The following is a 13,507-nucleotide window of genomic DNA, read 5'->3' on the forward strand; positions in this document are numbered from 1 at the left end:
TCTAATTGCGCGGCGACCATGGAATGATCCAAAGAACACTTCGCATCACCGCATAAGAAGGCCCGATCGTCGAGGACGGGAAACGGCCGCAGGCGGCTCGATGACTCGAAACCGCCCGCGGGGTGCGTCTACAATGTCTGAGATCGATCATTGACTTCGCACGGGCACCGGATTCCTTGGTGAGTCACTCGCCGTGTGCCGCACGCTCAGGGCCAATGGTCTGTCACTACTTTCGGCGTCGCTTCGGACCTGCGGCGCCCACTCCAATGAGTCCCGCAAGCGAAGCCATCATGAAACTGGCTCCGCCGGCTCCACACGTCACCGGCATTTCCACCACCGGGCCCGGATTCGGAGTGGGTGCCGGTGAAGGAAACGGACTCGGTGTCGGCGCGGGCGACGGAAAGGGAGTGGGAGTCGGACCTGGATTCGGCGTCGGCGCGGGTTCCGGTGTCCTTCCCGTGTCACCTGAGATGGCCAGGGTGTAACCGGCTGTCATTCCATCGTACGGATAGACGAGGATATACACCCGGCCCGCACCGACCTCGACCTGAACCGATTCGTAGGAACCTTCCGATTCACCGGAGCCGAGGAGATTTCCAGCTGCATCGAAGACATAGAGGTCCAGGTCGCCGCCGTCGCCGATCACTTCCACGGGAAGCCGGCCACCCTGGACGATGTCGAGGAAAAACCAGTCGTCATCGTTGCAAACGAGCCCGCTCGCACCGGCGAAGAGTTGCGCGGCCTGTTCGGGTGAATCGTTGTCCTCGAACTGATCGTCCGCGCCGTTCGGTATCGGATTGGGCGTCGGATTAGGCACCGGTGAACCGTTGCCGAAAATCTGAACGGTGTCGAACGCTCGAGCCGTCGCCTGCGATTGCATCGATCCCGCGCCGAAGATCTCGTCGGCGGCGAGGATGCAGGCGAGTCGGCAATCGACGAACTGCGAATTCTGCGTCAGATGATTCGTGTTGGCCCGATAGAAGATGGCCGCTGCGTTGTTGATGCCGATCGAATCCTGCATGCCTTGTGCGAGCAGGTAGAAGCAGTGGTTGATGATGCTGCTGTTGAGATGAACGCCGCCGTTGTCTTCGCTGGTGTTGATGTACTGGCTCATGTTTGCCGGGTTTGGGATTCCGTTGAACTGGGATACGCTATTCGGATTGGCGTAGTCCTGCATGACGGAATTCATATCCGCACCCTTCTTCCAATCACACTGGCCGCGAACATAGGCCTCTACCACTTCACCAAAGATGTCGGACATGGCTTCGTTGAGCGCGCCCGATTGCTGCTGATAGACCAGGTCGGATTCGTTCGACGTCACGCCGTGCGTCAGTTCGTGTGCGATGACGTCGAGTGCCCCGGCGAACGGCAGGCCATCACCGAAGACCATCACATTCGCCTGCGGATTCCAGAAGGCGTTTTGAAACCCCTGGCCATAGCGAACGATCGCCCTCATTGAGCCGCCCCGTCCATCAAGAGCATTGCGATTGAAAGCCGCGAGATAGTAGTCGTAGGTCTGCGAAAGGCCGGCCGCCGCACTGACCGCGTCCGGGATCGTCCAACTGTCTGGGGTATTCGAGGTGACGTGGACGAGCCGGCCGCCCTGATCGTACCAGGTGTTCTGGCTATCGAGGATGATGATCGCGCCGCGAGCGTTGTTGACGTCAGTCGGACTTACGGAGCCGTCGAACATCGGCTTTGACGAGTTGATCATGTAATAGGCGCCGTTTTCCTGCCAGCAGCCGAACTGCTGTGTCTGCCCGCGAAGGTCGAGTCCTGAGCCGTTGACGTGAGCCGTGCAGACAGTGTTGAACGCGGAAATCGCTGCGCCGGTGTGCGCGTCGATCACAACAACCATGTGCCGTGACAGCGAGGCGTGCAGTTCCAACTTGTAGGCCAGGCGTGCACCGTCGTCGCCGTTGTAGATGATCAGTTCGCTGGACTCGAGTTCCGCGTCATCCGCGGCGACGGCGATGCGCGCCAAAGCCTCGGCTTTTTCCGAGCCGAGCGTCGGCGTTGTACTCAGTTGATCAGGGGTTCTGGTGAACGCACCACTCAGCGCCTCGACATTGCCGTCGGTGTCGAGATTGACGATCAACTCTGCCGGCCAAACCGCAAGACCGTCGAACCGCTGGGCGTATCGCATGCTTGTTCGTCCGTCTTCATTCGATTTCCGGGTCTTAAGCATCAATTCGGATGTGGGGTCGGACAGGCCCAGTATCTCCTTGTGAGCCTCAAGAAAGGCAGCGGCGGTGGCGGCAGTGACATCGCCGCGAGCGTGTGCGGAGCCGGCGGCCGCACTCATCAGAACTCCGTTGGATACGCGAATCTGGCGCGGTGTCCCTGCTTGTTCGCGAACGCTAACCTCCACCTGGCCGGTCGAGCGCTGCTCCAACTCACGCAGAGCGGCTCGCTGCGATTCGGAAAATCCCGGGTGAGCCAGAACCACCGCGGCCGTGGTGAAAAATGCAGCGGCGGCGATGGCGAGTTCCATTGCCCGTCGAGCTGATTTTCGGTCCTGATGACTCATTAATCGCAGATTCATTGTCGAGTCTCCCATTTCGCTAAGGTCTCTCCGGTCAGACGCCGGTTTCGAAATGAGGTACCCATGGGACGCTTGAATCTGCCCCGCGGACCGCGAAAAACACGAGATAGATATAACTAGCTTTAATAAATAGACTTACATCGCTTCAGCATGGGATCATTCGGTTCGAGCCCGGAGATTAATTTTCGTGAGGATTTGAAAGCTATTTTAGAATGATTATTCTTAAATAGAGCCGCGATGGAGATCCGCCCAGAATGCCGCGAAAGAAAGAGTTTAATCCGCAGATCGCAATTGAACGGGCGACACACCTTTTCTGGCGTCGCGGCTATCACGCTGCGTCGATGGACGACCTCGTTAAAGCGATGGGAGTCAGCCGTCAAAGCCTGTACGACACATTCGGCGACAAACGCCGGCTTTTCCGTGCAGCACTCGCCCGCTACAGCGAGTCCGAACTGGCGAAAGAGCTGTCGCTGTTAGGACCTCGAATCGATGCGTTTGACGGGCTTGCCAAGCTGTTCGCCAACTGGACGGGATCGGCTCGGTCAGCCCCCGATCTGCCCGCCGGGTGCCTTCTCACGAACAGCCTGATCGAACTGGGCGACCTCGAGCCGGAATCGCACGCCATCGCCACTGAACTTATCAAACGCCTGGAGTCTGCGATCCGTTTCGCCCTCGAGCGAGCCGATGAGGAGGGTCGAATATCCCTTGAAGACGGCGATTTCGCCGACTTTGCCGGGCGACTCATGCTGACCCGGCACGGGCTGATGGTCGCTCGGCGCGCTGGCGTCGCTGATGGTGTTTTCCGCTCCAAGATGCGGGAGTTGATGGCCATGTTGCATCGAAGCCGCCGATTATAGAACGATCGATCTTTTATACTCAGCGTGAATCATAATTGATTATCCCGATTGACGTTGTTACGTTTCAACGCCTTGGAGGATACGCGGCCGATGTGCCCTGTGTGCAACGAACCCATGCTGGCGGTCGAACTCGACGGGATCGAGATCGATCATTGTCTGGCCTGCCTGGGCACGTGGCTTGATGCGGGGGAGGTTGCCTCCATTGCCGAGCGGGCGGGTGCGAACCCCGATGAGATCAGCGGGCTGCTCGGACATGACCAGCGAATCAGCAGCGCGAAATCGAAGCGCCGCTGTCCCCGTTGCACACGTCAATTGCGAGCCATCAAGCTCGGCCAATCGCCGGACCACCTGACGATCGATGTCTGTCCACGCGGGCACGGTGAATGGTTCGATCAGGGCGAGATATTCAAGCTGGTTTCTCTCGCTCCGTCCGGCGTTACGGGCGCGGTGGCGAGTTTTTTTGCTGAACTTTTCAAGAGCGAGTTGGAGTCTTTCAAACCGAAAGGAGCCTGACATGCCGGGTTTGGGCTGGGTCTTCGTCGGAGTCGGTGTTGTATTGATCCTGTGGGTGATCGCGGCCTTCAACGGCCTCGTGGCCGGGCGCAACCAGGTCCGGAACGCGTGGTCTCAAATTGACGTGCAACTCAAACGGCGTCACGACCTGATCCCCAATCTGGTCGAAACGGTGAAGGGATATGCCGGTCATGAAAAGGAAACGCTGGACCGCGTCATTCAGGCACGATCGCGGGCGGTCGATGCGCACGGCACCGCGGCGATTTCTGCCGCGGAAGGCGAGCTGAGCCAAGCCCTGGGGCGTCTGATGATGCTGTCCGAGGCCTATCCCAACTTGAAGGCGAATACGAATTTCCTGTCGCTCCAGGAGGAGCTCACGTCGACCGAGAACAAGATCGGCTTCGCGCGGCAGTTTTACAACGACAGCGTCATGAAATTCAACACGCGACTTGAGTCGTTTCCGACAAATATCATCGGCGGCATGTTCAATTTCGAGAAGGAAGAGTTCTTCGAGTTGACCGATTCCGCACAGCGCGAAGCCCCCAAGGTGAGCTTTTCGTGAGGCTCGTGGCGTGAATGTGGGAAGCGATCGAAAGAAATAAACGCCGTTCATGGATGCTCCTCGCGTTGATGGGGGTCATCCTACTCACGCTCGGCTATGTGATTGGTGCGGCCATCCACGTCCAGTTTGTCGCAGTCGATCACGTCCGAGGCGGTTTCCACGACTACGGCCACATGCTCGATCAGATCGGCCGGGCGGAGGATCCGGGTGACGGGCCTCGCTTCTTCGGCTGGACTCGCAACCCCCGAGTGCTCCTTAACGCAGGCGGCCTGATCGGCACCGGCGTTGCGATGGTCGTGTGGATCACGCTCGCCGGGGTCGCGTTTTTCGGGGGCGACCGGGCCATACTCTGGGCGGCGGGCGGACACGAAATCAGCCGGGAGGCTGCGCCGCGGGTCTGGAATGTGGTTGAGGAAATGACGATCGCCGCCGGCCTTCCGAAGCCGCCGCGTGTGTTCCTGATTGACGATGACGGCATGAATGCATTCGCAGTGGGTTTGTCGCCGGATCACGCCGCAGTCGCCGTCACGGCCGGCCTTGTGAAACGCATGAATCGCGATGAACTCCAGGGCGTGGTCGCGCACGAGATCGCACACATTCACAATTATGACATTCGGTTCATGACGCTCGCATCGATCATGGTCGGGAGTATTGTGATTGTGTCGGAGACCTTCCTGCGATCGGTGTGGTACTCGACTCCGCGCCGTTCGTCCAGTTCCGGCAAGAACTCCGGCGGACAGGCTCTCCTGCTGATCGTCGCGGTGATTTTCGCCGTACTTGCTCCGGTCGCGGCCCACATTCTGTATTTCGCCTGCTCGCGAAAACGAGAGTACCTTGCCGATGCCTGCGCGGCCCGCTTCACCCGCTATCCGCCGGGGCTCGCATCGGCCCTGGAGAAAATCGGACGGGCCGGCCCCACGGCGGTCGACGTGAGCAAGAGCCTTGTGCCGCTTTACATCGCTAACCCGAAGCAGCCGATGTCGGCAAGCAGCGTTTTTGCGACGCACCCGCCGTTGAAAAAGCGAATTGCGATTCTCCGGTCGATGTCGGGCGCGGGCTATGTGGACTATGAAAACGCCTTCCGCAACGCCATGGCTTCGAGCAAGGCTCTGCTGAACGAGGAATTCCTCCGCAATGAGGCGAGCGTGCCTGTGCGCAGCGCATCGGTCGAAACGTCGCAGCAAGATGAAGCGATGGAGCGGTCGCGCGAGGCGCACGATGCGCTCGATCGGGCAGCGGACTACGCCATCATTCCCTGCGCGTGCGGCGTTCGGCTGAGGCTGCCGCCGGGCATGCACCGCGATGCGGTGTCGTGTCCGCGGTGCGGCCGCGAAAATGCTGTTCCCCGCGCGCGGAGTGCATCGGCGGGCGAAACCGCCACGAAGATGACGGAGTCGACCTATCAGCGAACAACCACCGGCTGGGAATCATTTCGGTGCGTCTGCGGCAAGACGATTCAATTGAGCCCGAGTTTCTCGGCAGCCCGGGCCAGTTGCCGATCGTGCGGGCGGCATGTGAAGATATCGAGCTTGGAGAACGGATAACAGTCCACATCGTGGACCGTTGATCCAGTTCGCCCCATCCTGGCTCGTACTGAATGCCGTCGGTGGACGCACGCCCTACGGAGATCCGCCGGAGTCAACCCCGCGGACGGCGGCAACGAACCGTGCAATCTTGTCCGCCGATTTCACGCCCGGAGCATCCTCGACGCCGCTGCTGACATCGACTCCCCAGGGGCGCAGAATTCCGATGCACTCGGCCACATTCGTCGGCGTCAACCCACCCGCAACGATCAATGGCACATTGTGCCCCACGGCGCCCGACTCGCGAGCGCGGGCCAGAAGCTCCCAATCGAACAGCAAACCGGTGCCTCCGGCGGCGCGATCGGAGAACGCGTCCAGCAGAACCGCAACGGCGCCGGCATCGGCATACCGCATCACCGGATCGAGTGATGCGGCATCCCGAACACGCAGGGACTTGACCACGCGCCAACGGCGGAGTTCCCCCACAGACTGAGGCGGCTCGTCGCCGTGCAATTGAACCTCACCCAGACCAAGCGCCTCGGCGATCCGAATGACCGAAGCGGCCGGTTCGTTGACGAATACACCGACCGCCAGAACGTGCGGCGGCAGATCTTCAACGATTGCAGCAGCCTGTTCGAGGGAGACGCGGCGCGGCGACCGGGCAAAAACGAGGCCGATCGCATCGGCGCCGGCTTCGGCCGCCAAGCGAGCGTCGCGCGGCGTGGTGATTCCACAGACCTTGATGCGTGTCATGCAACAACCCCAATGTTTCCCAAGTTGAGCGGGATGCACGCTGATCTTAACATGCGCGGTGCCGTTCGCACCGGCCATGATCTCACCGCCGACGCAGCGGAGATTTGGAGATCGACCTTCAGCCTTTTCATTAAGGAAGCCACATGCCCAAGGATTGGGTCATTGCACCGCCGTGGGAAGCGCGGGACCGACTGGCGATGGCGCTGCGGGTTTCGCCCATCGTCGCGCAGGTTCTTTACAACCGCGGCATCTGCGACGAAGCAGCAGCCCGTCAGTTCCTGTCCCCCAAAATGGGTGATATGGCCGCACCGGAAACACTGCCCGGCGCGATCGAGGCGGCTGACCGGATTACATCGGCCATCGAGGCCGGCCGCAAGATTGTCATCTATGGCGATTACGACGTGGATGGCATCACGGGGGTTGCAATACTGTGGCATTGCCTGAAGCTGGCGGGCGCGAACGTCGAGTTCTATGTTCCGCGCCGGCTGGAAGAAGGGTACGGCGTAAATGCGGAGGCGATCGAGTCCATCGCCGATGATGGCGCGGGAATGATCGTCACGGTGGACTGTGGCGTGACAGCCATCGAACCGGCGGCCCGGGCGCGTGAGCTCGGCGTCGAGTTCATCATCACCGATCATCACAATGCGCACACGGACGAGAATGGCGTCGTGCAACTTCCCGATGCGATAATCGTTCATCCGGCGCTGGCAAGGAACGGCGCGAGTTCCTATCCGAATCCGAACCTCTCGGGGGCGGGGGTCGCCCTGAAGCTGGCGTGGGCCATCGCGCAGAAACTGTCGAACTCCCAAAAAGTATCGCCGGCGTATCGTGATTTTTTGATCGATGCCATGGGACTGGCAGCACTCGGTACAATAGCCGACGTGGTGCCGTTGCTCGGCGAGAATCGGGTCATCGCCCAGAACGGGCTGCGCGGCCTGCCTTCGAGCCGGCTGGCGGGAATCAAAGCGCTGATTCAATCGGCCAATCTGACGGGGCAGACTCTCGGCGGCTACGAAATCGGCTTCAAGCTTGCGCCTCGGCTCAATGCCATCGGTCGCATGGGACATGCACTGCTCGCCGTAGAGATGCTCACTCGGGCGGATGAGGCGGAGGCTGTCCGGATTGCGAAAAACCTCAATCAGCACAACGCCGATCGCCAGCGCGTGCAATCGCGCATCGCCCGGGAAGCGCGCGACATGGTGATTGCGGAAGGTCAGAATGCGGACGGCGTGCGGGGCATCGTGCTGGCGTCCGGCGAATGGCATGCCGGCGTGATCGGCATCGTCGCGAGCAAGGTCATGGAGGAGTTCGGCCGCCCCACGGTGATGATCGCACTGGAAAACGGGGTCGGCCAGGGTTCGGGTCGAAGCATCCGGAACTTCGCGCTGCACGAGGCATTCGCACATTGTCGCGAGCATCTCATTTCGTATGGCGGACACGCAATGGCCGCCGGTTTGCGAATCGAGTCCAGCAAGGTTGAAGAATTTCGCGCCGCGTTTCAGAATCGCGCGGGGCAGTTGCTGACCCCCGGCGATCTGCGGGCCAGACTGATGATTGACGACGTGGTCAGCCTGGCTGATCTGACAGAGCAGTTGCTTGCGGACTTCAATCGAATGGAGCCGTTCGGCGCGGGCAACGCGGCGCCGCGCCTTGCGACGGACTGGCTGCACCTCGCCGCCGAACCCAAAACGGTCGGCGCGAGCGGCACGCACTTACAAGTGCAACTGACGGATGGGCATCAAACCTGTCGCGGCATCGGCTTTGGAATGGGTAGACACGCGGATGACCTTCGAAACCACCGGCGCTGTCGCGTCGCATTTCAGCCGAAGGTGAACGAGTGGATGGGCAAGCGCTCGGTCGAGATGCAGATCCTGGACTTCCGGTTTCCGGATTGAGGATCGCCCTTTGCATCGGAGTCACTCTCCACGCAAATCCGAAATCTCCCTCGTTCCGCGAATCGCCGTCTCAAGCGCCGCGAATGCCCAATCATCGCACGCTGCTCAGGGCAATCACCCCATTGTCAAGACAAAAGTTCGCCTGAGGAGACGGGGCGCCGTGAACCCTCATCCTATCCAAGCGCGATTCTAACATCGCGTCCGTTTCCAATTTTATCATATCTTCACGCGACCCTGCCCGGACTCTGAACCTTCGACGAATAACCTCGACGCCGTTCCCGCGGTTCGCGAGGTGTCGCTCCTATCGTGCTCAAGATGAACCTGGACACTCACTGAGTGCGTCGCCGAGCGAGCGTCATGCGTCCCGCCGCTCTCATCAAGAAGGTCCAAGGCGGTGCGATGTATTCGCGCTGAGACGCGACGCACCAAATAAAGGATCGAGCCTGAATCGCCGCTGACTGGAGATTGTCGATGAAGAGAGTTTCGCCCGACCGTTTCGCCGCTCGTACAAGTGCCACCGCGTTTACACTCATTGAGCTGCTGGTTGTCATCTCGATCATCACGCTGCTGCTCGTGGTGCTGCTGCCGGCGCTGTCCAACGCTCGCAAGAGCGGCCAGGCCACGAAGTGCGCCGCCAATCTGCATTCTGTGGGTCAGGCCGTTTCGACCTATCTAAGCGAAAACAACGGCGTCTTTCCGCCCAGCTATGTGTATCCGGATGCCGACGGTAACTGGGGAATGGACACTCAGTTGCCGAGCAATCCGTACGGTTACATCCACTGGTCCTGGTTTCTATATTCCGGCGGTCAGGCGCCGGAGACCGCGTTCCAGTGCCCGACGATCCCGAACGGAGGCCACCCCCGAACCAATCCCGGGCGCGCGGGGTGGGAGGACGGGCAGGCCGATCAGAACGGTCAGACCAGTCCGAATCAACTGGAGGATCGACAGGCGATCCGAATGGCATACACCGCCAACGCCGCGATCATGCCGCGAAACAAGTTTACGCAGACGCTGTCCGGCGGCCAGCGCGTGAATATGCTCGTAAACGAGTCCAGGATTCATGACGGCGGTAGGACGATTCTCCTGACGGAGTTCAATAAGAACTGGAAATCGACCGGTGTCGATGCCGGCGGAGGTGTCGTGGTGAAGTCGCATCGCCCCGTCAATCCGTTCTTCCACATCAGCAGCGGATCGAATGAGTATGCCGCTGGCATTGATACGCCGGGCTTCACCTACGGCGACGAGCCTTACTTCGGCCTGCTTCCGGCGAAGCAGGTCGAGAATGCAACCGCGCTAATCGACAATCCGGGCTTGTCAGAAATCAACTCCGTCGGGCGTCATCATCCCGGCGGCGATGTCTATACCGGTGGGACGGCAAACTTCCTGTACGCCGACATGCACGTAGACAAGAAGTCGGTCCTTACAACGATGCAAACGCGTGAATGGGGACTCCGCTACTACGGACTCGACGGTTACAACCGGGTCGGTCCGCCGTGGCCAAGTCAAAACTGAACCAGCCGCAGCGCTTCGCTGGTGCGATATTCGTTGTAGCACCTCGATCATTCGGGCAGAGCCCAGAGGACGGAAGCGGTGCGCGCGCCGCGATTGGGAGGATCATTTTTCAATGGAAAGGAGGCTCAGAGCGAAGGAGGGGAAAGAAGCAACCAATCCTTCGCAGCGACCCGGACGAACGGACCACACACAACATCGTCGAAGGAAAAACTGACACCGAATCGTCGATTGACCTGTTTCGACTTTTTTCCCAGGAGGATTGCATATCGTGAGATACAACATGCTAAAAAACTGCACCCTGGTTGCCGTCATGGCGACAGTGACGACCTGCGCGACACGTACCGCCTTCGGCTCCGGCGCGTGCCTGCGAGTCAGCACCCTGACGGGTACGCCAACCTGCGTGGTCGTGGCCGACGAAGCGACATGCACGTCGGTGCCGAACAGCGTGTACTTTGGTGACGGAACGACCTGCGCGGATGTGCCGGAGGTGTATTACCATCCCGGTGGCGGCCAGATCAATATCAGCGGTGCGACGCTTTTCGCCAACTTCTTCGAATTTCCCGCGGCGACCAATGACGTGATCAACGTCGATGGCGATATCATCCCGTGCAATGGCCAGCCGTTCGTCGGATTTGCCAATCTCGACTGCGATCCGATGAATTCGCCGGACGGCATTGACCAACTGGCGCCCGGTTTCACCTGCGGTCAGAAATGGCACGGTCACTGGATTGTGCAGTATCGATCCGTCGGCTCGGGAAACGGTCTCGCGGAATTCGTGGATTATCAACTGGCCGGCATTTTGCCGTCGCGCATTCCGACTGAACTGGGAGTACTCAACGCACGACGATGGGCCGGACCCGGCATCAAGCAGGGACCGCTCTCCGGCTGCGAGGCCAACTGCTTTCCGCCACTGAATTCGGCCGACATGGACTGCAACGGCATCATCGACGGGGCCGACCTCCGAGGCTTCATCGATGCAATGCTGTCCGGCGTTGGCTGTGACATCAATCGGGCCGACCTCAACGACGACTTCATCATCGACCTGCTGGATCTGCCGCGATTCGTGAGCTGCGTTCTCGACGGCGGTCTGAATTGCGGCCGAGCGATCAATGTGAGCAACCCACCCAACTCCGCGGACACGAACGAGAGCGGCTCGCCCATCTGCCCGACAAGCGTCGACATCGCCAATATGGACGTACCGACCAAGTGGTTCGTGCTGGCGCCGGGCGGCTCGGGGTCATGGAACCGCAAGCCGACCTTTGCAGGATACGGCGACAATCCAAACGGTTCCTCTGACACCGGCTTCTCCAACAAGCTCAAGCCGCTCTCACGATCGAACAAGTCCGGTCAGCTCGTGACTCTGAACGTGGATACGGCGAACCCGGATTCGAACACTGTGTTCGACACGACGATCGCGTACTCCCCTGTCGTACCCATTGCGAACCGGGGAACGGGCCTTGAAAACGTGACGTTCAGCGAGCTTCAGTATGCCTTCGTTACCGGCCGAATGCCGAACGGTGAGAACCTGATCGTAAACTGTCGCGATGTCGGCTCCGGAACACGCAACGCCTGGAGCAACTCGATCGGCATCGATCCGAGCTGGGCCTCGGGTGACAACATCGGCAACCAGACGACGTCGTCAAGCAACACAAACCTCGGGCCCAATACACGAGCGACGCAGTGCGGCAGTTCCAGCCACTCAGAGAATGCCGCCCAGCAGCGCCGTCTCTGCCTCGGATACACCGGAATCTTCGGTGCGGATCGAGCCGCGGCCGATGCGATCGGCGGCCTGTACGAAATCCTGAATGTCCGAAAGGACGTGGCCGGCGGAACGCAGTACGTTCGATGCGACGTTGACAGTGTTCTCGACAACTCGGACGTGAATACCGGTTGGCAGATCGGAGGTTCACAGACACTCGCGACCCGTGGCGATTACCGAAGCGGCATTGATGGGAACACCAATCCTCCGATGAACAACCCGGCGGCGCGCGACTACATGATGAACCTGACGGTCAGCATTTCGAACTACGTCAATTCCGGCGCGGCGCCGGAGTTCAATTCGCCCGCCGAAATCCTTGTGAAGCAGTTCATTCTCGACGTCGGCGTGGACGCCACGCCGGAACTGACGGATCCGATGAACTACCTTCCGACCACCGGATTCGATCAGGCCATTCAGGACGACGTTCGAGCGATCAACGTGACGACCGTTCCCGCATTCGGCTCGGTCTTCCCGGGAGACGGTGGTCGGGTTCCGGTTCGCAACAACAACCCAGGCCTTTATAGCGACGGCAGTACGGCCGCATACCTTGACGGCAACGGCGCCCCGACGATCACAAGCGGTCAGCGCGTCTTTCCGCGGATGAAGATTCAGGGCGACTTCGAGGCGGACGGCGATCGCGATATTGACGACATCGCACCGATGCTCGCGGCGCTGTCCAATCCGCGCGCCTTCTCGGCGGCCGACGCGGCGAACCATCCGGGTAATTACATCATCCCGGAGATTCTGGGCGACTTTGACGGCGATGGAAACTTCAACCACATGGACATCCGCTACTTCGCGGACGGCCTGGCATTGGTCAACGGCAGCGTCAATCGCAAGGCCGGTTTCATTGAAGTGGATGAAGCCTGGGAGGCCGCGACCGCCGCAGGTAACTTCTTCTTCACGGACACGACAAAAGTCCCGACGACCACGGTCCTCATCACCGGCACTTATGACGCGGGCGATGCCCGAGGCGATGTGGCCGGCAACACCCCGTGGCGAGGCGCCCAGCCGCACGGCCATGACTTCGTGGTTAATCACGCGGACATCGAGTATGTGCGCGCGAACATCTATGCCGGCGTCTGGGGAACGAACCTCGACAACCACTTCGACAAGGACCTGAGTTGTGACATGAACGGCGACCTGCTGGTCGATTGTGCCGACGTGGTGGAGATCGTCGAGAAAATCCTTGACACGAAGATGGGCGACCTCGACCTGAACGGCGTCGTCGATTGTGGCGATATCACGACGTTGCAGGGTAACATCGGCGTGGTCACCAGCGGTGCGACCTACGCTCAAGGCGATTTGGACTGCGACGGCGACGTCGATGCCGACGACCTGGCCATCGCTTGCGGCAACTGCCCCGGCTGCGCCGGCACCTGCTGCCCTTGACGGACGATCAACCGGGCCGGTCAGAGTCGATTATTCAGGAGCGGGTCGGCGCGCTTGCCGGCCCGCTTCTTTTTTTGAAGCGCACCCTTCTTGCACCATCGACCTAATCAGAATATGAGTGTTGCCTCATGGAACACGATGTGGATCAGCGCGCAGTAACCAATAGCGCGGACTTGCTGAAGGGGTGACACGAGAT

At 60.2% G+C, this 13,507-nt stretch carries 9 protein-coding genes; 7 read left to right on the forward strand and 2 right to left on the reverse strand.

Features of this window, described 5'->3' with window-relative positions; all coding sequences use genetic code 11:
- Window positions 1-226 precede the first annotated feature (226 nt).
- Complete coding sequence (locus tag KF841_16870) at window positions 227-2,545, reverse strand: M4 family metallopeptidase (protein ID MBX3397030.1); 2,319 nt, start codon at window positions 2,543-2,545, stop codon at window positions 227-229.
- A gap of 254 nt (window positions 2,546-2,799) precedes the next feature.
- Here KF841_16870 and KF841_16875 point away from each other — a divergent pair, with 254 nt between their 5' ends.
- The 4 genes from KF841_16875 (at window position 2,800) to KF841_16890 (ending at window position 6,021) form a co-directional block, all read left to right on the forward strand.
- Entirely contained in the window at window positions 2,800-3,402 is a 603-nt protein-coding gene (locus KF841_16875; protein ID MBX3397031.1) for a helix-turn-helix transcriptional regulator, read from the forward strand.
- A 90-nt stretch (window positions 3,403-3,492) separates the two neighbouring features.
- Window positions 3,493-3,915: a zf-TFIIB domain-containing protein gene (locus KF841_16880; GenBank protein MBX3397032.1), complete on the forward strand. Its 423-nt coding sequence runs from the start codon at window positions 3,493-3,495 to the stop codon at window positions 3,913-3,915.
- A 1-nt stretch (window position 3,916) separates the two neighbouring features.
- Window positions 3,917-4,477, forward strand: coding sequence for a LemA family protein (locus tag KF841_16885; GenBank protein MBX3397033.1), 561 nt, complete (start codon window positions 3,917-3,919; stop codon window positions 4,475-4,477).
- Window positions 4,478-4,545: 68 nt separating this feature from the next.
- A complete protein-coding gene (locus tag KF841_16890; protein ID MBX3397034.1) occupies window positions 4,546-6,021 on the forward strand; it encodes a M48 family metallopeptidase in 1,476 nt (491 codons plus the stop codon).
- A 75-nt stretch (window positions 6,022-6,096) separates the two neighbouring features.
- Here the strand turns inward: KF841_16890 and KF841_16895 are convergent, their stop codons facing one another.
- Complete coding sequence (locus KF841_16895; GenBank protein MBX3397035.1) at window positions 6,097-6,753, reverse strand: phosphoribosylanthranilate isomerase; 657 nt, start codon at window positions 6,751-6,753, stop codon at window positions 6,097-6,099.
- Between the two features lie 143 nt (window positions 6,754-6,896).
- Between KF841_16895 and recJ the strand changes: the two genes are divergently transcribed.
- The 3 genes from recJ to KF841_16910 all read left to right on the forward strand — a co-directional run bounded on the left by recJ (window position 6,897) and on the right by KF841_16910 (window position 13,311).
- Window positions 6,897-8,648, forward strand: a complete 1,752-nt coding sequence (gene recJ / locus KF841_16900; GenBank protein MBX3397036.1) for a single-stranded-DNA-specific exonuclease RecJ — start codon at window positions 6,897-6,899, stop codon at window positions 8,646-8,648.
- A 471-nt stretch (window positions 8,649-9,119) separates the two neighbouring features.
- Window positions 9,120-10,160: a type II secretion system protein gene (locus KF841_16905; protein MBX3397037.1), complete on the forward strand. Its 1,041-nt coding sequence runs from the start codon at window positions 9,120-9,122 to the stop codon at window positions 10,158-10,160.
- A gap of 268 nt (window positions 10,161-10,428) precedes the next feature.
- A complete protein-coding gene (locus tag KF841_16910) occupies window positions 10,429-13,311 on the forward strand; it encodes a hypothetical protein (protein MBX3397038.1) in 2,883 nt (960 codons plus the stop codon).
- Window positions 13,312-13,507 lie beyond the last annotated feature (196 nt).

The organism is Phycisphaerae bacterium, assembly GCA_019636475.1.
GTDB lineage: Bacteria > Planctomycetota > Phycisphaerae > UBA1845 > UTPLA1 > JADJRI01.